The sequence below is a fragment of the Sandarakinorhabdus sp. FBCC-B8862 genome (assembly GCF_059745315.1).
In genome coordinates, this window is sequence record NZ_CM185574.1 from 526,658 (window position 1) to 546,724 (window position 20,067).

Annotated in this window: 19 protein-coding genes; all 19 read left to right on the top strand. The window is 64.0% G+C overall.

Annotated elements, in window-relative coordinates; genetic code table 11:
• Positions 1-10 precede the first annotated feature (10 nt).
• The 19 genes from flgG (at position 11) to AC6BOR_RS02605 (ending at position 20,061) form a co-directional block, all read left to right on the top strand.
• The gene (gene flgG, locus AC6BOR_RS02515; RefSeq protein ID WP_498059649.1) at positions 11-796 is read left to right on the top strand and encodes a flagellar basal-body rod protein FlgG; all 786 of its coding nucleotides are present in this window, start codon (positions 11-13) and stop codon (positions 794-796) included.
• Entirely contained in the window at positions 789-1,409 is a 621-nt protein-coding gene (locus tag AC6BOR_RS02520) for a flagellar basal body L-ring protein FlgH (RefSeq protein WP_498059650.1), read from the top strand. Before flgG ends, AC6BOR_RS02520 begins: the two co-directional genes overlap by 8 nt.
• Positions 1,409-2,494, top strand: coding sequence for a flagellar basal body P-ring protein FlgI (locus AC6BOR_RS02525; protein ID WP_498059651.1), 1,086 nt, complete (start codon positions 1,409-1,411; stop codon positions 2,492-2,494). Before AC6BOR_RS02520 ends, AC6BOR_RS02525 begins: the two co-directional genes overlap by 1 nt.
• On the top strand, positions 2,494-2,763 hold the full coding sequence (locus AC6BOR_RS02530) for a hypothetical protein (RefSeq protein ID WP_498059652.1): 270 nt from the start codon (positions 2,494-2,496) through the stop codon (positions 2,761-2,763). Before AC6BOR_RS02525 ends, AC6BOR_RS02530 begins: the two co-directional genes overlap by 1 nt.
• Positions 2,760-4,628, top strand: coding sequence for a FlgK family flagellar hook-associated protein (locus AC6BOR_RS02535; protein WP_498059653.1), 1,869 nt, complete (start codon positions 2,760-2,762; stop codon positions 4,626-4,628). Before AC6BOR_RS02530 ends, AC6BOR_RS02535 begins: the two co-directional genes overlap by 4 nt.
• Positions 4,625-5,596: a flagellin N-terminal helical domain-containing protein gene (locus tag AC6BOR_RS02540; RefSeq protein ID WP_498059654.1), complete on the top strand. Its 972-nt coding sequence runs from the start codon at positions 4,625-4,627 to the stop codon at positions 5,594-5,596. The genes AC6BOR_RS02535 and AC6BOR_RS02540 overlap by 4 nt, the downstream gene beginning before the upstream one ends.
• A gap of 84 nt (positions 5,597-5,680) precedes the next feature.
• Positions 5,681-6,547 carry a flagellar motor stator protein MotA gene (gene motA / locus AC6BOR_RS02545; protein WP_498059655.1) on the top strand — a complete coding sequence of 289 codons (867 nt, stop codon included), beginning with the start codon at positions 5,681-5,683 and terminating at the stop codon, positions 6,545-6,547.
• Complete coding sequence (locus tag AC6BOR_RS02550) at positions 6,544-7,401, top strand: flagellar motor protein MotB (protein ID WP_498059656.1); 858 nt, start codon at positions 6,544-6,546, stop codon at positions 7,399-7,401. Before motA ends, AC6BOR_RS02550 begins: the two co-directional genes overlap by 4 nt.
• 302 nt (positions 7,402-7,703) lie before the next feature.
• Positions 7,704-8,792 carry a CDP-glucose 4,6-dehydratase gene (gene rfbG, locus AC6BOR_RS02555; protein ID WP_498059657.1) on the top strand — a complete coding sequence of 363 codons (1,089 nt, stop codon included), beginning with the start codon at positions 7,704-7,706 and terminating at the stop codon, positions 8,790-8,792.
• Positions 8,789-10,162, top strand: a complete 1,374-nt coding sequence (gene rfbH, locus AC6BOR_RS02560) for a lipopolysaccharide biosynthesis protein RfbH (RefSeq protein WP_086116473.1) — start codon at positions 8,789-8,791, stop codon at positions 10,160-10,162. The genes rfbG and rfbH overlap by 4 nt, the downstream gene beginning before the upstream one ends.
• Before the next feature lie 37 nt (positions 10,163-10,199).
• Entirely contained in the window at positions 10,200-10,904 is a 705-nt protein-coding gene (locus AC6BOR_RS02565; RefSeq protein ID WP_498059658.1) for an aldolase/citrate lyase family protein, read from the top strand.
• A complete protein-coding gene (locus tag AC6BOR_RS02570; RefSeq protein ID WP_498059659.1) occupies positions 10,904-11,605 on the top strand; it encodes a hypothetical protein in 702 nt (233 codons plus the stop codon). Before AC6BOR_RS02565 ends, AC6BOR_RS02570 begins: the two co-directional genes overlap by 1 nt.
• On the top strand, positions 11,602-13,347 hold the full coding sequence (locus AC6BOR_RS02575; RefSeq protein ID WP_498059660.1) for a thiamine pyrophosphate-binding protein: 1,746 nt from the start codon (positions 11,602-11,604) through the stop codon (positions 13,345-13,347). The genes AC6BOR_RS02570 and AC6BOR_RS02575 overlap by 4 nt, the downstream gene beginning before the upstream one ends.
• Positions 13,344-14,318 (top strand): NAD-dependent epimerase/dehydratase family protein, encoded by a 975-nt coding sequence (locus tag AC6BOR_RS02580; RefSeq protein ID WP_498059661.1) that lies wholly within the window; start codon positions 13,344-13,346, stop codon positions 14,316-14,318. Before AC6BOR_RS02575 ends, AC6BOR_RS02580 begins: the two co-directional genes overlap by 4 nt.
• Positions 14,300-16,258: an SLBB domain-containing protein gene (locus tag AC6BOR_RS02585; RefSeq protein ID WP_498059662.1), complete on the top strand. Its 1,959-nt coding sequence runs from the start codon at positions 14,300-14,302 to the stop codon at positions 16,256-16,258. The genes AC6BOR_RS02580 and AC6BOR_RS02585 overlap by 19 nt, the downstream gene beginning before the upstream one ends.
• A gap of 14 nt (positions 16,259-16,272) precedes the next feature.
• Positions 16,273-17,349 carry a GumC domain-containing protein gene (locus tag AC6BOR_RS02590; RefSeq protein WP_498059663.1) on the top strand — a complete coding sequence of 359 codons (1,077 nt, stop codon included), beginning with the start codon at positions 16,273-16,275 and terminating at the stop codon, positions 17,347-17,349.
• Positions 17,346-18,338: a glycosyltransferase family 2 protein gene (locus AC6BOR_RS02595; RefSeq protein WP_498059664.1), complete on the top strand. Its 993-nt coding sequence runs from the start codon at positions 17,346-17,348 to the stop codon at positions 18,336-18,338. The genes AC6BOR_RS02590 and AC6BOR_RS02595 overlap by 4 nt, the downstream gene beginning before the upstream one ends.
• Entirely contained in the window at positions 18,335-18,727 is a 393-nt protein-coding gene (locus AC6BOR_RS02600; RefSeq protein ID WP_498059665.1) for a GtrA family protein, read from the top strand. Before AC6BOR_RS02595 ends, AC6BOR_RS02600 begins: the two co-directional genes overlap by 4 nt.
• A complete protein-coding gene (locus AC6BOR_RS02605) occupies positions 18,724-20,061 on the top strand; it encodes a hypothetical protein (protein ID WP_498059666.1) in 1,338 nt (445 codons plus the stop codon). The genes AC6BOR_RS02600 and AC6BOR_RS02605 overlap by 4 nt, the downstream gene beginning before the upstream one ends.
• Positions 20,062-20,067: the final 6 nt, after the last annotated feature.

The following is a 20,067-nucleotide window of genomic DNA, read 5'->3' on the forward strand; positions in this document are numbered from 1 at the left end:
GGAGGCAGCGATGACGACAGCCTTGCAGATCGCACGGTCGGGCCTGGATGCGCTTGATCACCGGATGAAGACGATTTCCAACAACCTGGCCAACGTCTCCACCACCGGCTTCAAGCGCGACCGCGCCAATTTTGCCGCCCTGATGTATCAGGATGATCGCAACCCCGGCGCCGCCAGCGGCGCGGACACGCAATATGCCACTGGCCTTGGCACCGGCACCGGCGTGCGCATCGCCGGCACGGAGCGTATCCACACGCAAGGCAACATGATCACCACCGACAATGCGCTGGACCTGGCCATTGATGGCGCCGGCTTCTTCGCGGTGCAGATGGCCGATGGCACCGTGGGCTATACCCGCGATGGCGGCTTCAAATTGTCAGCCACCGGCGAAATCGTCACGGCATCGGGCCAGCGGCTGGCACAGCCGCTGACCATTCCGGACGGCGCATCGCAGATCGTGATCTCGCCCGATGGCATCGTGACGGCCGCCCTGCCCGGCCAGGCCGCGCCGGTGGAGGTGGGGCAGTTGCAGCTGACGCGCTTTCTGAACCCGTCGGGCCTGATGCCGATCGGCGACAATCTCTATCGCGAGACTGCCGGTTCGGGCCCGCCAACATTGGGCGTGGCCGGGCAGGCCGGCATGGGGACGATCCGGCAGGGCATGCTGGAAGGATCGAATGTGTCCACTGTGCAGGAGCTGGTCGACATGATCGAGACGCAGCGCGCTTATGAGATCAATGCCAAGGTGATCAACGCGGCCGATGAGATGGGCCGTTATGTGGTGCAGAATGTGTAACGCGGCCTTGTTGCTGGTGGCGGCCAGGCTGGCGGTGATCACGCCGACGCTGCCGCCCGTGGTCCCGGCGCCGGAGCCGCCGACGGGCAGCCTGTACAGCCCGTGGCACTTCGTCGGCCTGGTCACCGATCGGCGGGCACGGCGGGTAGGCGATCTCGTCACCATCCGGCTGGTGGAGCGGACCAGTGCCAGCAAATCGGCCAGTGCCGATTCCGCCCGCGAAAGCGACAACAGCTTTCGCCTGCCGCAGTTTTTCCCGTTCAGCCGGGTGCCGCAGCAGGCGCTGCAGGCCGGCAGCAACCAGGGCTTCAAGGGGGCCGGCAGCGCCGAGCAGCGCAACGAACTGAACGGCGAGATCACGGTGACGGTGGCCGAGGTGCTGCCTGGCGGGGTGCTGCGCATTGCGGGGGAAAAGCGGCTGATGCTGAACCGCGGCGAGGAGCATCTGCAGCTGACCGGTTATATCCGCGCCGAGGATCTGGGCTTTGACAACAGCGTGCCATCGACGCGGGTGGCCGACGCCAAGATCCGCTTTGGCGGCACCGGCCAGGTGGCGGACAACAGCCGCCAGGGTTGGCTGGCGCGATTCTTTGCCAAGATTGCGCCGTTCTGATGCGCTGGCTGCTGGCCCTGTTGCTGCTGTTGCCGGTGCCGGCCGCGGCGGAGCGTGTGAAGGACATCGCGCGCTTTGCCGGCGTGCGGGCCAACGCGCTGACCGGTTATGGCATCGTCGTTGGCTTGACCGGCAGTGGCGACCAGAATCTGGAATTGACCATCCAGTCGCTGAAATCGGCGGCCACGCGCCTGGGCGTGCGGCTGCCGCCGGGCGTGAACCCGCAGCTGCGCAATGCGGCAGCCGTGATGGTGACGGCGGAACTGCCGGCCTTTGCCAAGCCGGGGCAGCGGCTGGATGTGACGGTATCGGCGCTGGGCCAGGCCAAGAGCTTGCGCGGCGGCACCCTGCTGCTCACCGCGCTGCAGGGGCCGGATGGCGAGATTTATGCGCTGGCACAAGGCAGCCTGGCGGTGGGCGGCTTTGGCGCGGAAGGCCGCGATGGCAGCCGCATCGTGGCGGGCACGCCGACGAGTGGCCGGGTGCCGGCCGGCGGCGTGGTGGAACGGGTGGTGCCATCGCCCTTTGCCGAAAAGGGCCCGATGTATCTGGACTTGAACGAGCCGGATTTTTCCGCCGCCAGCGCCGTGGTGGCGGCGATCAACCGGCATTTCAATGGCGTGGTCGCCAACGCCGAGGATGGCGTGCGCGTGCGGCTGAACGCGCCGGACCAAGCGGAACGCCGCATCGCCATGGCCAGCACCATCGAAGGGCTGAACGTGGCGCTGGCGCCGCCGCCGGCCCGGGTGATCGTGAATGCCCGCACCGGCACGGTGGTGATTTCCGGAGAGGTGCGCATCCTGCCCGCCGCCGTGGCCCATGGCAGTCTGGTGGTGCGGGTGAGCGAAAATCAGCAGGCCAGCCAGCCCAATCCGTTCGGGCGCGGGCAAACGGCAATCACCCAGCAATCCAACGTGGAAGCCGGCGAAACCAACGCGCGCATGAACCTGTTTGCGCCGGGCGCCCGGCTTTCCGAGATTGTTGACGCGGTGAACGCACTGGGCGCGGCGCCGGGCGATCTGGTGGCCATATTGGAAGCCTTGAAGGCAGCCGGTGCCCTGCGCGCCGAGCTGGTGGTGATCTGATGCAGTTGCAGCCCCCAGCCATGTTGCAGCCCGGCCAGCGGCCCACGCCTGCGGCCGAAGCCAGGGCGCGCGACAAGGCGGCCGGCGATTTCGAGGCGCTGCTGGTCACGCGGCTGTTGAAGACGGCGCGCAGCGCGAAGCTGGGCGATGATCTGATGGGCGGCAATGACCAGATCCGCGATCTGATCGACGAGCAACAGGGCCGCATCATTGCCGGCGCTGCGCCGCTGGGCCTGGCGCAGTTGCTGGCGAAAGGGACACGGCCATGATGGATCTGCTGGCGCTGGGCCGGTCGGGCGTGCTGGCCTTCCAGAATGCGCTGAACGCCACCGGCGACAATGTCGCCAATGCCGACACGCCGGGCTATGTGCGGCGGCGCGCCGTGCTGGCGACGATGCCGGCCGGGCGCGGCGGGCCACTGGAACGCGCCAGCCTTTCGGGCGCCGGGGTGCGCACGGGCGGCGTGGTGCGCGATGTCGATGCACTGAAGGCCAATGCGGCGCGCGTGGCCAGCGGCGATCAGGCCCGGCTGGGCGCCCGGCTGGACTGGCTGGAACGGCTGGAATCCCTGTCGACCACGGCAGCGGTGGCGGCCCGGCTGGGGGCCTTTTTCGATGCCGGCACCGCGTTGGCGGCGGCGCCAACCCAGGGCGCCGCGCGCATCGCCTTTCTGAACGCTGCCGATGATACCGCCAATAGTTTCAACAGCCTGGGCGGCGATCTTGACAATCTGGCGCAGGATATCCGCGCCGAGGCGGCCTTGAGCGCACGGCGGGTCAATGATCTGGCCGCTGCCCTCGCCAAGGTGAACGAGCAGCTGCGGCGCGGTGACGAGGGCGACACGGCGGCCAACGGCCTGCTCGACAATCGCGACAGCCTGCTGCGCGATCTGGCCGACGAGGTGCGGATCAGCATCAGCGAGGGCCGGCGCGGCGCGGTGGAGGTGAAGCTGGGCTTTGGCCCATCGGCGGTGACCATCGTGCCCTATGCCGGCAATGCCAGCCGCATCGGCGTGGCAGCGGATGGCCAGACCGTGCTGCTGAACCCCGAATTTGATCCGCAACCGCTGCGGCTGCCGGCTTCGGGCCGGTTGGCGGGCCTGCTGGAGGCCAGCGGCGAGATCATCCGCGCCCGCGCCGCGCTGGATGGCCAGGCCAGCCAACTCGCCGGGCTGATCAATGATTGGCACATGGGCGGCATTGATGGCGCCGGCCAGCCGGGCACGGCCATCTTTGCCACCACCGGCATAGGCACCGCGGTGGGCAAGGCCAATGCCGGCAGTGCGCCGGTGGATGTGGTTCTGGCCGATGGCAGCGTGCCTGATCCATCCGGCTATCGCCTGCTTGCCGGTGTGGCCGGCTTCACGGTGGTGCGCGGCGATGGCAGCGCCAGCGTGACGGGGACATCGCCGCTGCTGCTCGATGGCCTGACCGTGACCATCGGTGGTGGCGCAGTGGCGGGCGACCAGTGGGATCTGCAGGCGCTGGGCGGTGCCCGGGGCCTCAGCCTGCGGCCGCTGGCACCGTTGCAGGTGGCGGCGGCGGGGCGCTGGCAGGTGGACGGCCCGCCCGATGCGACGCGCCTGCCCACGATAAGCGATGACGCGACGGCGCTGGCCTTGCCCGGTGGCGACACCACGCCGCCGCCCTGGCGGATCACGCTTGTGCCGGGCGGGCTGGCCGAGGTGCGCGACCCCAGTGGTGTTACCCTGCTGGCCACGGTGCCAGCCGATGGCAGCCTGATCGAAGGCCCGGGGCTGCGCTTTACGGTGCCGGCGGGGGCGGATGGCACGATCTTCCGCATCGCGCCCACCCCGGCCGGCGCGCAGGACAACCGCAATGCCCTGGCGCTGGCGGCACGGCGGGCGCAGCCGGGGCCGAACGGCAGGCTGGAAGCCCAGCTGGATGCCGAACTGGCCGGCATCGGCAGCCGCGTGGCCGACACGCGCCGGCTGGAGGCGGCAGCAGCGGCGCTGAAGGAGGACACGGGCCGGGCCAATGATGCCGTGTCTGGCGTGGACCTGGAGCGCGAGGCGGCCGAGTTGACCCGGCTGCAGGCGGCCTATCGCGCCAATGCCCAGGTGGTGGGCGTGGCGCGCGACCTGCTTGACCAGATTCTGGGCCTGACGCGATGATCCCGCCGCTTTCCAGCCGGTCGGGACATGATGCCGCGGTGCGCCGGCTGACCCGGCTTTCCACCGAAGCCGCCGAGGTGCAGCAGCAGATCAGCACCGGCAAGCGGGTGGCGAAGCCGGGCGATGATGCCATTGCCTTTGCCCGCGCCGCCACGCTGAAGCGCGCCGATGCCGCTGGCGAGGCACAGCGGAAAGCGATGGATGCCGCCGCCGCCCGGCTGACCGCCAGCGAAACCGCGCTGGCCGGCATTGCCGACATTGCGGCGCGCGCCAAGGAACTGGCGCTGGCCGGGCGCAATGCCACACTGAACGCCGGGGACCGGCAGGTGCTGGCGCTGGAGGTGACCGAACTTCTGGCCGCAGCGCGCGGGCTGGCGGAAGCGCAGGGCCAGGATGGCGAGGCGCTGTTTGCCGGTTCTGGGACACCGCCAGCCTATGCCGCCGATGCTGATGGCCTGGCCGCCTGGGCCGGGCTGGGCGCGCCGCCGCAGGTGTCGGTGGCCGGGCGCACCCTGCCCGCCGGCATCAGCGGGCCGGAGGCGTTTGGCGTGACCGAGCCCCTGCCTCCGCCCGATCCGCTGGCACCGCCAGCCGATCCCACGGTCCCGCCGCCAACACGCACCGGCAATCTGTTCGACAGCCTGGCGCATCTGGCCGCCAGCCTGGTGGAGCCGCGCCCGGATTTCTTTGAGGCTGGCATGGATGAGGCGATTGCCGCCGTGGATGGCCATATCGAGCGCCTGGCTGCCGGCCAGGCCCTGCTGGGCACGCGCGGCGCCCGGCTGGAAGCGGAAGCCCAGCGGCTCGACGCAAGCCAGCTGCAATGGCGCCGTGACATCAACCGGCTGGAAGAGACCGACATGGTGGAGGCGATCGCCCGGCTGGACCGGCTGACGACCATATTGGAGGCGGCGCAGGCCAGCTTTGCTCGGGTGTCGAGCCTGTCGTTGTGGGACCAGTTGCGATAGCGCCAAAACGGCGGGATTAAATCCGCTTTGGCAGTGGCCGTAACCGGGTGGGACGCAACCACCCGGGGGGAGGCCCGCCTATCCATGCTGTCCATCGTTGGACTCGTCGTGCTGATTGTCATGGTGTTTGGCGGCTTTGCCATCACCGGCGGCAGCCTGGGCCCGGTGCTGCACGCGCTGCCGCACGAATTCCTGATCATTGGCGGGGCGGCGGCCGGCGCGACGCTGGTGGCGACCGACATCAAGGGCATCAAGGAAATGGGCAGCGGGCTGGGCCGCGTGGTGAAGGGCCCCAAGTACAAGAAGGCCGATTATGGCGCGGCGATCTTCCTGACGGCGCGGTTGATGCGGTTGTTCCGCACCGATGGGCCAACGGCCGTGGAGCCCCATATCGAGGACCCGAAATCATCGAGCATCTTTGCCGAATATCCCCAGTTTGCCGGCGATCAATTCTTCATCAGCCTGGTGACGGATTCGATCCGGCTGCTGGTGGTTTCCACCGGCACCTTGTCACCCATGGCGGTGGAGGAGGTGATCGATACCCATATCGAGACGCATCACCACGCCGCGCTGAAGCCGGTGGAGCGGCTGCAGACCATGTCGGACGCGTTACCGGCGCTGGGCATCGTGGCGGCCGTGCTGGGCGTGATCAAGACAATGGGCAGCATCGACAAGCCGCCGGCCATATTGGGGGCCATGGTGGGTTCGGCGCTGGTCGGCACATTCCTGGGCGTGCTGCTCAGTTACGGCATGGTCGGCCCGCTGGCATCGCGGCTGAAGGCGGTGATCGATGAGGACAGCGAGATTTACCTGGTGGTGCGCCGCGTGATCGTGGCGACCCTGAAGGGCCAGCCGCAGCCGCTGGTGATCGAGGCGGCACGCACCGCGATCAGCCCCACCCACCAGCCCAGCTTCAGCGAGATTTTTGATGGCATGAGGACGGCGAAGTGAAGCCCGAAGGCCTGATCGAGCCCGAAATCATCATCAAGAAGGTCAAGGGCCATGGCCATGGCCATCACGGCGGCGCGTGGAAGATTGCCTATGCCGATTTCGTGACGGCGATGATGGCGTTTTTCATGCTGTTGTGGATCCTGGGCGCCACCACCGAAAAGCAGCGCAAGGGCATTGCCGATTATTTCACCCCGACCGTGATCCAGATGCAGAACAGCGGCGGGTCGAACGGGCTGTTCGGCGGCAGATCGGTGGTGGCGCCCGATGGCACGTCGGTGCGGCCGGAAACCGAAGGGCGGCGGCCGGTGACCGCGGCGGGCAGCGACAACAGCACCCCCAGCCCCGACCGTGAACAAGGCCAGGGCCGCGATGCACAGCGCCAGGCGTTCGAGCAGCTGACCCAGTTGATCAAGCGTAAGATGGCGGCGGACCCGACCCTGAAGGGCCTGCAGGGCCAGGTGAAATTCGTAAAGACCCGCGATGGCCTGCGCATCGATCTGGTGGAGCGCGCCGATTTCACCATGTTCGCGCTGGGCACCGCCGCCCCCACCCAGGCCGCCGGCCGGCTGGTGCAGACGGTGGCGCAGGCGATCAGCGACACGCCCAACCGGCTGACCGTGCGTGGGCATACCGATGCGCTGGGATTTTCCCGATCGGGCGACAGATCCAACTGGAGTCTTTCAACCGCCCGTGCCGATGCCACCCGCCGGCTGCTGATGGGCGCCGGCATCCCCGGCGAACGTTTCCGCCGCATCGAAGGCGTGGCCGACACCGACCCGTATATAAAGGACAATCCCACCGACCCGCGCAACCGGCGGATCAGCATCACCCTGTTGTATGATGATCCGGCTTGAGCGGTGCGGTGCGGAAATGTCGCACCAGCAAAATACAAAATTACGGCGCTGTAAGGAACTGCTGGCGATTGACATACGCCCTGCCAATCAATAGTTCGCCCTCTCTGTCGCGTGTCGTGTGGGGTCTAACGGCTGCGAAGGAATGAGCCGCATCATGCGTTGCATTGATCGCAGCTATCCTGTTGCAACTGAGAGAGGATTCGATCTGTGTCGGGCGCGGTCGCGAGCTGCCTTTGTGGAGCAGGCTCGTTGTTGATGGTTCGGGGTGAGGCGTCCCGCGCGTGGCCGTCGAGCGTCTTTTCATGACCAACTGGTCCGACAAATCGGTTCTCGTCACCGGCCATACCGGCTTCAAGGGCGGCTGGCTGACGCTGCTGCTTGGCCAGCTTGGCGCGCGTGTGACTGGATTGTCCCTCCCGGCGCCCAGCGATCCGGCCCTGTTTGACCAGGCGCGGGTTGGCGATGGCATCACCCACATCACCGGCGACATCCGCGAACAGGCGCTGGTTGCCGACGTGGTCGCCGACTGCCGCCCCGATGTGATCTTCCATCTCGCGGCACAGCCGCTCGTGCGCTATTCCTATGACCAGCCGGTGGAAACCTTTGCCACCAACGTGCTGGGCACGGCCCATGTGCTCGATGCGGCCCGACGGGTTGGCGGCGTGCGCGCCATCGTCGCTGTCACGTCGGACAAGTGCTATGAAAACCGCGAATGGGTCTGGCCCTATCGCGAGAATGACCCGATGGGCGGGCATGATCCCTATAGCGCCAGCAAGGGTGCCGCCGAACTGGTGATTGCCAGTTTCCGCAACAGTTTTTTCCCGGCAAATGAACTGGCGCGCCACGGAACCGGCCTTGCTTCGGTGCGGGCCGGCAATGTGATTGGCGGCGGCGATTGGGCGGCAGACCGGCTGGTCCCGGATCTGATCCGCGCCTTCCTTGCTGGCGAAGCGCCAACCATCCGGTCGCCTGGCGCCATCCGGCCGTGGCAACACGTGCTGGAGGCGGTGTTCGCCTATGTCGATATAGCCGAACGCCTGCTGGCTGGTGATGCCCGCGTGGCAGAACCATGGAATTTCGGCCCGGGGGATGATGACACCCAGCCCGTTGCCTGGATCGTTGCCGAACTGGCCCGCCTGTGGGGCGTGCCGGGCCAATGGAAGCGGTGGGAAGGCGCCGTGCCGCACGAGGCGCATCTGCTGAAGCTGGATTGCGCCAAGGCGCGCAACCTTCTGGGCTGGCGCCCGACCTTGCGTCTGGCTGAGGCGCTGGCGTGGATCGTGGAATGGCACCAGTTCGTCGCAGATGGCGGCGATGCCCGGGCGATCACCCTTGACCAGATCAATCGCTTTCGTACCCGCAACTTTGAGTCGAACAGGAACATTGCATGAGTTTTGCCAGTTCTGCCGCTGCCGTTGCCGTTGCCCCCAGCGACAACGCAGCACCTGATACTGATGCCGGCCGCATCCGCGCCCAGATCATGGATTTGGTGGCTGAATATCATCGCGTTGCCCATGCGCCCAAGCCGTTCGTGCCGGGGCAAAGCCCGGTGCCGGTTTCAGGCAAGGTCTATGGCCACGAAGAGATGCAGCTGCTGGTGGACAGTGCGCTGGACTTCTGGCTGACCACCGGCCGTTTCAACACCGAATTCGAAGCCAAGCTGGCGGCCCGTCTGGGGGTGAAGCATCTGCTCACCACCAACTCCGGCTCTTCGGCCAATCTGCTTGCCCTGTCGTCGTTGTGCTCACCTTATCTGCGCGGCGATGCGCTGCAGCCGGGCGACGAGGTGATCACGGTCGCGACCGGCTTCCCGACCACCATCAACCCCAGCCTGCAATATGGCCTGGTGCCGGTGTTTGTGGACGTTGACCTGCCGACCTACAACATCAAGCCAGAGATGATCGAAGCGGCGATCACGCCGCGCACCCGCGCCATCATGGTTGCGCATACGCTTGGCAACCCCTTTGACCTGGCCGAAGTGATGCGCGTGGCCGAGAAATATGATCTGTGGGTGGTGGAAGACACCTGCGATGCGCTCGGCGCCACCTATGATGGCCGCATGGTCGGCACCTTTGGCGACATCGGCACCCTGTCCTTCTATCCAGCGCACCATATCACCATGGGTGAGGGCGGCGCCGTGTTCACCGACAAGCCGCGCCTGAAGCGGGTGATCGAATCCATGCGCGACTGGGGCCGCGATTGCTGGTGCGCACCGGGCATGGACAACACCTGCGGCAAGCGGTTTGGCCGTGCGCTGGGTCAGCTGCCGTTTGGGTACGACCACAAATATACCTACAGCCACGCCGGCTATAACCTGAAGATCACCGACATGCAGGCGGCCGTGGGTGTGGGCCAGTTGGAACGGCTGGATGACTTCATCGCGGCCCGCCGCGCCAACTTTGCCAAGCTGACGGCGCTGTTCAAGCAGTATGAGGAGTTTTTCATCCTGCCCGAAGCCACGCCGCGCAGCGAGCCGAGCTGGTTCGGCTTCCCGCTGACCCTGCGCGAGGGTGCGCCCTTTGCCCGTGAAGAACTGACCAAGCATTTCGATGCCCATCGCATAGGCACCCGCCTGCTGTTCGGCGGCAACATCATCAAGCAGCCCTATTTCCGTGGTCGCAATTATAAGGTTGTCGGCGACCTGACCAACGCCGACATCGTGACCGAGCGGACGTTCTGGCTGGGGGTGTTCCCTGGCCTCGTCGACGATCACTTCTCGTATCTTGATGACACTCTGAAAGCATTCCTCGCCGCGCGCTGAGCGTGGTGAAAAGACAAGAACAACAAGAGGTCCGATCATGATGGACATTACCGGCATCGTCGCCGTGAAAGGCGAGTTCGAGGCGGAGGGACTGTCGCGCGACAGCGTTGCAGCCGAAGCCCTGTTTGCGGCGCGCCACGCCTTGCCCTATCTGGTGAAGATCGGCGGCTGCGAAGCCAAGTCCGACATGCGTTTCCTGATGATGATGGGGATCGACAGGATCGTTGCCCCGATGATCGAAAGCGCCTTCGCCATGCGCAAATATATGGCGATGCTGCCGGCCGGGGCCTTTCATCATGTCGGCGTCACCATCGAGACCGTTGATGCCGTGCAACGCATCGATCAGATCCTGGACGCGGGGAAAAAGTTGACGGAGGTCACCATCGGCCGGACCGACCTGACCGACAGTTATGGCGGCTCTGGCGTTGACAGCCCGGAGACGATCGGGATGGTGAAGACGGTGGCCCGTGCGGCCCGCGCGCGCGGTCTGGGCGTGACCATGGGCGGCAGCGTCAACAAGCGCACGCTCGAACTGCTGCACAATGATGCGGAACTGGCATCGCTTCTTGATGCCGTTGAAACCCGCAAGTGCGTCATGCCGATTGCCAGCGCACTGAAGCCCGGCGCGCTGGAAGTGGCGTTTGGCGTTGAGAAGGCCCTGCTGCAGCTGCAGCAGACAGCCTTTGGCAACATCGTGAAGGCCGCCGAGCAGCGCCTTGGCCAGTTGCAAGCGCGCGTCTGATGCAGGTCAAATTCCTTCTCGATTTCGATGGCGTGCTGTTCAACAGCGCCTTCGAAGCCTTCACTGTGGCCAACCGCACGGTGGCCGGTGACCCCAGCTACCGCGATGACGTGGTGTACGAGGAATTTCTCGAGTTCCGCGGTTTTGTGACGGACGCCTGGCAATATAACCGCCTCTACAGCAAGCGGCTTGCCACCAAGGCTTCCTCCGTGCCGATGTTGCAACCCGTTGAAGAAGACTGGCAATTTGCGAAGAAATTTTTCGAGACGCGCAAGATCCTGATGCAGGATCCCGAATGGCCGAAGGTGATGCCGCCTTACGATTTCTTCTATCTCCTCAAACCCTATCTTGTTGCCCATCCAGACCGTTTTGCCATCCTGTCGACGCGCAATGTGCAATCGATTGTTGAAGCGCTGCGCTTCCACCAGGCTGATGTTCTGCCGGTGTTCGGTCAGGAAGACATCCGGCGCGCCGGCAGCAAACTGGCCGTGGCGAAGGAGCAGGGCTGGCTGGACCGGGGGCAGTGGCTGATCGTCTATGTCGACGACATGAACAGCCACCTGGAACCGTTCGAAGGCCATATCCATCTGCCGTTGCATGCCGATTGGGGCTATGATCAGGGCACGCCGGGCAGCCTGTCGGCTCCGCAGATCATCTATATCATCTCGTCACTCCTGTCCCTTACGGAGCAACCGGCGTGATCAAGTACAGCGACCAGATCGCCGCCTGGCTGCACGCGGCCGGCTACACCCATTATTTCTATGTGGGTGGCGGGAACATCATGCACCTGACCGAAAGCCTGGACAGATATCTGACCGGCGTTCCCGTCGTGCACGAAGTGGCTGCCGGGATTGCGGCCGAATATTTCAATGTCGTGGCGCATCCCGCCAAGGCACTTGCACTCGTCACGGCCGGGCCGGGCCTGACCAACATCGTCACGGCGATTTCGGGCGCCTGGCTGGAAAGCCGTGAACTTCTGGTGATCGGGGGGCAGGTCAAGACAGCCGATCTTGCCCGCCAGCAGCTGCGTTCGCGTGGTATCCAGGAAATCGACGGGGTGGAGCTGGTCAAGTCGACAACCAAGCTGTCGCACCGGTTGGACGAGGTCGTCGACGCCGCCGGGTTCCTGGAACTGTTGAAGCCGAGCTGGACGCCGCGCAAGGGCCCGGTGTTCATTGAAATTCCGCTCGATATCCAGGCACGGCAGGTTGAAGAAACCGCGTTGCCCGCGATCGAGGCGCCAGCACTTCCCGTGGTGGACCAAGCCGAACTTGATCGCGTGGTTGCCCTGTACAACAGGGCCCAGCGGCCCGTGCTGCTCGTTGGCGGCGGCGTCGACCATGATGTCGCCCTGCCACTCGCAGAACGGCTCGAGTCGCTGGGCGTGCCGGTGATGACCACCTATAACGGTGCGGACCGGATCGATGGCAATGCGCCCAATTATCTCGGACGGCCGAACACCTGGGGTCAGCGCAGTGCAAACATCCTGATCCAGCAGTCCGATCTGATCATTGCCGTCGGCACCAGGTTGGGCCTGCAGCAGACCGGCTTCAACTGGCAGGAGTTTGGCCGCGAAGCGACGATCGTCCAGGTCGAGATTGATCCGCAGGAACTCGGCAAGGGGCATCCGCGCGTGGACATTGGCCTGTGCGCCGATGCCAATGACTTTTTCCGCCGCCTGCTGGCGGCCGAGCTTGCGCGCAAGGACGAATGGCTGGCCTATGGCCGCCAGGTGCGGGCTGCCGTGCCCCGCATCGAGGATGTGAACAACACCGGTGAGAGCTATCTGTCACCCTATGCGTTCGTGGTTGGTATCGAACAGCTGACCAAGGCCGACGATCTGTTCATTCCATGCTCCAGCGGCAGCGCATTCACCCTGTCGATGCAACTTTATCAGCAAAAGCTTGGCCAGCGGGTGATCACCAACAAGTCGCTGGCCTCGATGGGTTATGGCCTGTCGGGCGCGATCGGGGCGGCTATTGCCGGCGATGGCCGCCGCACCATCCTGGTGGAAGGTGATGGTGGCTTTGCCCAGAATTGCCAGGAGATGGGCACGGCGGCTGTCAACGGGTTGAACCTGAAAATCTTCATCTTCCATGACCAGGGTCATGCCTCGATCCGCATGACGCAGCGCAGCTATTTCAACGGCAAATATCTGGGTTGCGACCGCCAGTCTGGCCTGGGGTTGCCGGACTGGACCCGGCTGTTTGCCGCCTGGGACGCTCCGGTGATGACGGTGCCGCAGAACTTCGCGGAGAATCAGGAATTTCTCGACCGGTTCAATGCGGATGGCCTGCATGTGTTCATCGTGCCGGTTGATCCCGAGCAGACCTATTTCCCGAAGATTTCGAGCAGAATCACCGCTTCTGGTTCGATGGAGTCCAATCCGATTGACCGGATGAGCCCGGAAATCGACTATCTGGCTGGCATCGAGCGACCATGACCCGGCAAGCGGCCATGCTTCCGACCGGGCTGGCCCTTGCCGACAGCGTTGCAAACAACGTGCGTTCGGACCGGCGGCGGATATTGGTGATTGGTGCTGGTGGCTGGATAGGCCGCACGTTGCTGGCCCTGCTGTGGCAGTGCCTTGGGCCGGGCGAGTTCTCCCGGCGCGTCGTCGCCTTCGGATCTTCGGCACGCGACATTGAACTTTCGTCAACCATCAAGGTTTCGCAGCAGCCGCTTGAAACGCTGACCGATCTTGAACCTGCGCCATCGTTGGCCTTTCACCTCGCCTTCCTGACCAAGGACAAGGTGGCCGGCATGGACCGCGACCGTTACATAACGGCCAATCGGGCCGTATCGGATCGCGTGATGGCTGGATTGCTGTCCGCTGGAGTCGATCGCTTGTTTCTGGCGTCATCTGGTGCAGCCGCCTTTGCTGACGATGCCAGCGCCGCCGATGATCTGAGGCTTTATGGCCAGTTGAAGCGCGAGGACGAGCAGCGCTTCGCCGATTGGGCCACCGATGGCCGTCGGGCGATGATCTGCCGGATCTATGCCGTGTCAGGGCCCTATGTGAACAAGCCGGAGACTTATGCACTGGCCAGCTTCATTGGTGCCGCCCTGGCCGGCGGGCCCGTGACAGTGAAGGCACCGCGGCAGGTGTTCCGATCCTATGTGGCTGTGCGGGAAGTGCTGGCGGCAGCCTTGGCAGAGCTGCTGAGTGCCGAGGCACCGCCGGTCACGCTGGTGGACAGTGGCGGCGCACCGAAGGAACTCGCTGATGTGGCGGCCATTGTTGCCGATCTGTTTGGCACAACAATGGTTCGTGCCCCGATCAGCGAGGCCGACAGCAATATCTATGTTGGCGATGACATCGCGTGGCAGAAGCTCTTGCATCGCCACCGATTGGGCAGCATGACGCTTCGCGAGCAGATATGGGAAACAGCCCAATGGCTGCAAACACATTGATCGGATATCGCATGTTCCACGGGTTGGTTGGCCGCAACGGCCTGCGCAGCTTGCCAATGATCGTCTGTGCCCTGGCAGGCCTGTCTGCCGCTCAGGCGCAACAGCAGCAATCGCAGACGGATACCCGTGCGAGCCTGGCCGGCGCGAGCGATCCGTCGGCCAGCGCAGCCAACGCAGGCGCGCAACAGAACCCGTTCATCGGCAACCAGCCGCTGCGGGCATCCTCGATCGAAGATGCCTCCCAGCGGACGATCACGCTGCAGCAACTGTTGGCGGCCAGAGCCGGCGAGGCTGGCAACAGCGAAGAGCGGTTGCCGGCACTTGAGCCCGCACGCCCCGGCGAGTTCGAACTGCTGATGGAACGCTTGCTGGGCCGCAAACTGCGCCGTTTTGGCGACACGTTGCTGCTGCCAGGCGGCCGGGATTTTGCGACCCCGGCCACTGCCACGGTGCCGGCCGATTATGTGATTCAGCCGGGTGACAAGATTGAACTGGGCCTGACCGGCTCGCTCAATGGCACCACCACGCTTGATGTTGATACCAATGGCCGGGTGTTCATTACCGAAGTTGGTGCGGTGCGCGTTGCTGGATATCGCAACGCCGAGTTGCGGGACCGCTTGGCACAGGCCATCGGGTCTCGTTTTCGCAATTTCACGGTCAATGTTGTGGTCAGGGAACTGCGCGGCATCAGGGTCTATGTGACCGGCTTTGCAGCCCGACCGGGCAGTTTCACACTGTCTGGCCTGTCAACGGTGGCCAACGCCGTGCTGCAAGCGGGAGGGCCCGCGGCAGGCGGCAGTTTCCGGTCGATCAAGGTCTATCGCAACAGCCGCGAGATCGGCTCGTTCGATCTTTATGACCTGCTGCGTGGTGGCCGCCGGATCACGGATATTGCCCTGCAGAACGAGGATGTTCTGTTCATCCCGCCGGCCGGGCCGCAAGTAGCGGTGATCGGCAGTGTGCAGGATGAAGCCATTTATGAACTTCGCCAGGGCGAAACCCTGGCTGACGCCGTGAAGGTGGCCGGCGGCCCCAACACCCTGGCCGATGCTTCGCAATTGGTGCTCTACCGGTCTGGAAAGCCGGAGCAAGCCGGCCCGCAAATGATCCCGCTGCCTGGCGCTGCCGGGGTTCCGGCCGAAGCGGGCGATATCGTGCAGATGCTCTCGCAGGGCAGCCTGATCCAGCCAACCAACCAGCAATCAATGCTGGTGCGTGTTGAAGGCGAAGTCGCTCGGCCGGGGAATTATTACCTGCCCGCCGGCAGCCGCCTGGCCGACGTGCTGCAAAAGGCCGGTGGCCTGACCGACCGCGCCTACCCATTTGCCGCCCGTTTCACCCGCCAGATGGTGAAGGTGCAGCAACAGGCCAATTATGAGGAAGCGCTGCGCCAGTTGGAACTCACGATCGCCTCGGCGCCGTTGGCGCAGCAGATCGGCCTCAATGAAGGTGATCGTGACGGACAATTGCGCAGTGCAGCTGCGACATTGGCCCGGCTGCGGGAAGTGAAACCGGATGGCCGGGTCGTTCTGGATGTTGCGCCGGGCGCGATGACGTTGCCGGATGACATCGTGCTGGAAAACAATGATGCTGTGGTGATTCCGCCGCGGACAAGCGTTGTCGGTGTGTTCGGCGCGGTCCACCGGCCGACGAGCTTTTTCCTGCAGCCAGGTCGAACGCTGCGGATCCGCGATTTGCTGGAAAATGCCGGTGGTGCGGTCAGATCGGCCGATCGAGCCAATACAATTGTCATTCGCGCCAATGGCCAGGTGTTGTCACGCCGATTGAACGCCCTTGATGCGCAGGCCTTGCCGGGGGACGTGGTCTTCGTGCCGGTTCGCACCCAGGGCAGCCTGTTCTGGGCACGCTTCAAGGATATTTCGACAACCCTGTTTGGGCTTGGCATCACGGCTGCCACGCTGGTTGCGGTGACACGATGAAGGCGCCACCATCGATGGTCGGCTCGCTGGCCGGCATCGCGCAGCTGTCGCGATTCCGGAATCGCGCGATCCTGTTTCTTGTTCTGATCGCACTGGCAGCGGTGTCGGCTTTTGTGCCGGAACGCTATCGTGCAGCCGTGACGCTGACCCCGACCGACCCGTCATCGCTCGGTCTGTCCGGCGCCTTGGGCCAGTTGGGCGCTGTGACGAATGTGTTTGGCAGCCAGGCGGCCGTTGAAGTTGCCTTGCGCGTTGGCGGCAGCGTCGCCGTGCGGGAGGCCGTGATCGCGCGCACCAAGCTCGCACAACGGCTGGATGAGGATGATCGGCTGGCGCTGCATCGCTGGCTGGCGGATCGCATCGTAATCCGGTCGCTGCGCGGCGGTATTGTGCTGATCGAAATCAAGCTGACAGATCAAGCGCTCGCCCGCGATCTCGTTTCTGCTTACGCCGAAGAAATCCGCCAACGGCTTTCGGCAATCAGCCGGCTGCAGACGGCGTACAAGCGCAATGTTCTCGAAAAGTTGGTCGATGAAGCCGGCGTGAAGCTGGCATTGGCGCAAGCGCGGTATGACCGGTTCCGACTTGGCCTGCGCGTACCACTGCCGGAAACAAGCTTGCCCACCGTGAACCAGCGCATTCTGCAGTTGGAATCGGCCATTCGCGCAAAGCAGATCGCCCGCCAGGTTGCGTCCACGCTCTACGCGTCGGGCAACCCGGCGATTGTCCAGATTGATGCGGAACTGGGCGCATTGGCCCGCGAGCTTGCCGCGGTCCGCGCCACCAAACCATCGGCGGATCCCAATCTGGGTCAGGTGGTGCAGACCTCGAGCCAGTTGTTCCGCCTGGAGCGCGAACTCAACATGGCCAAGAGCCTGTACGACAGCTACATGCGCTTCCTGCAAGGCACGTCCGTGGAAGATCTCACCTCCACAGCCAATGTGCGCATCCTGGAGCCGGCCTATATCGACACGGACCGCCAGCTGTGGTGGCCCGGCGCCACATTGGCCATTTTTCTTGCCGCGCTGTGGGCAGCGGTGGAGTTTTACCGCCTTCGCCCGCCACCCGGCCGCAAGGTGACCCAGCCATGAGCCAAATGGTGGCTTCGGAGGCGACCGTGGCAGAATTCGCAGCGCCGGACGGGCAGATCGACGTTTCGGTCGTGCTGGCCTGCCGGAACGAGGAAGCCAATGTCGAAGCAATTGCCGCAGCGGTGATTGCCGAGTTGGAACCACTTGGCATCCGGTTTGATCTGATTTTCATCGACAACGAATCCCAGGATCGGACGGTTGAGCTCGTCCGCGGCCTGTGCGCCCGCGATCCGCGCATCCGGTTGATCATCAACACGCGCAATTTCGGGCAGATGCGTTCGCCCACGCACGGCATTTACTCCGCCGCTGGCCGCGCCGTGATTTCCATGTGTTCGGATTTCCAGGATTCTCCCAAGTTGCTGCCCGAATTCGTGCGGCGCTGGCAGGCCGGTGTGCCAATTGTTCTGGGCGTTCGCGAGGCGGAAAAGTCGGGCCCGTTCCTCTCCTTCTTCCGCGATCTGTCGTACCAGTTGCAGCGGCGGTTTGGCGACTATCCCATCATCCCCAATGCCACCGGCTTCGGGCTGTATGACCGCAAGGTGGTGGACGCGCTGAAGCGGATGAACGAACCGCATCCGTTCGTGCGCGGGATGCTGGTCGAGTCAGGCTATCAGATCGAAACGATCTCCTATGCACGGCCGCCACGCGCCGGTGGCCGGTCCAACAACAATTTCTTCTCGCTGCTGGATTTTGCGCTCAACGGCCTTGCCGGTTCGTCGAAGAACCTGTTGCGCATGCCGCTCTACATCGCGTTCCTGTTCGCAATCGTTACCCTGGTTTGCCTCGCCGGCGCCGTGGGTGCCGCGTTCACCGGCCGATCTGTGCAATTGTGGCTGCTGGCGGCCCTGCTGCAAGGCCAATTCACCCTGCTGTTTGGTTTCCTGGGCCTGATTGGGGTGCAGATTGCCTTGATTTCGGACCGTACGCGCAACCAGCCACTGGTGAACGAACGCGAACGCGTGAACTTTCCGCCGGGCTATGGCCGGTGACCGCCCTTCCCGCCTTTTCCCGTTGGCGCCAGCTGTGGCGATATTATCAGGCTGGCATCATCAACACGCTGTTCGGCTATGGTCTCTATGCCGGCATGGTCGCCATTGGCCTCAACATCTATGTGGCGCAAGCCATTGGGCATGTGCTGGGGGTTGCGTTCAACTGGTTCACCTATAGCCGTCACGCATTTCGCGATACGCAAGGCTCCGCGGGCCGGTTCGTGTTGTCTTATGGGGTGAACTATATCCTGTCGGTGGCGACCCTGCGGGTGATCAGCAGCGTCGTTTCAAATCCCTATGGTGCCGGCCTGCTGACCGTCGGCATCGTGTCGGTCATCAATTATTTTGTCCTTGCCAGGTTTGTGTTCCGGAAAGGCGCTGACTCTTGAAGGCGCTTGTCGGCTGTCTCCGCGACGAGCGCCGCATCGAAACGCTGTTTGCGCTGGCCATCATCGCAGCGATCATAAACGCGATCCTGTTCACGTGGGACAATGGCTATCTGCCACCGCCGTTCTTCTACGAACCAGGCGATGTTTACGGGGATTGGTTCAACACGGCATTCTGGGCCCGGAGTGAGGGTGCCTATGACACGTGGACAACCCTTTATCCGCCGTTGACCTTCGTGTTTCTGCGCCTTGTCGGCATCGATCGTTGCTATCCGAAGTTCCGCGATTACGACACCAGCGCCGGCTATGCCGCGCGCGATTGCGACTGGCTGGGCATCGTGATGATCTGGGCCCTGCTGGCGATCAACATCGTGCTGACTTATCGGGCGCTCAAGAAGATCGATCCGAAAACGGCGCCACTGCGGACCTGTTGCGCCGGATTTGGCTGGCCAATGCTCGACGCCGTTGAGCGTGGCAACCTTCTGCTTGTGGCGTACACCTGCTTTCTGCTGGCAGTCACGCCATTGCTGTCATCAACGCGCACGCGCGCCGTTTTTGCCGCCATGGCAATCAATTTCAAAATCTATCTGATTTCGGCATTTCTGCCATTGGTTTTGAAGCGGCAATGGTTTCGCGTTGAGCTGATCGTGCTGTCGACAATATTTGTCTATATGCTGTCCTATGTCATTCATGGCTATGGCACACCGTTTGAAATTGTGCGCAACCTGACGAACTGGTCCAACGCGGTTGCATCCCAGATCCTCGACCTGTGGCCGGCCACATCCTATCAGCCGCTGATTGCCTTTCTGCAGAGCGACAATCTGCCTTTGGCCCTGTTCATCGATTCCTTCACGTTGAACCTGGTGTTGTCCGGCCTCACCGCGCTGCTGTTGGCCACCCAGGCGTTGGTCGTGCTTTCGGCCATCTCGGTCGCCTTGCGTCCTGAGGCGGTGCCATCCTGGCGGTTGATCAATCTGGGCGTGCTGTTGGCAATCATCACAACGGAAACCGGGGGCTATACGCCGGCCTATTTCCTGTTGCTGATCATGATGGAACCGTGGAAAGGCGTGCTGCGCAAGACCTTGATCTGCCTCGGCTATGTGCTTGCCATTCCCTATGATATCCCCTTGGCAAGCGTTTTGCCCGTGGTGCGCGACACTTATATCGGTGGTACCACGACGATCATCAGCTATTCGATCACGCTGGCGCCGCTGATCCGACCCGGCCTGATCATCCTGGTTGCCATCATCCTGTCACTGCTGACGCTGATCGAGGTATGGCAGGCTGTGCAACGTCATGGCATTGGGCCCCGGCCCTTGCGGTGGAACCAGGCCTGAACACGC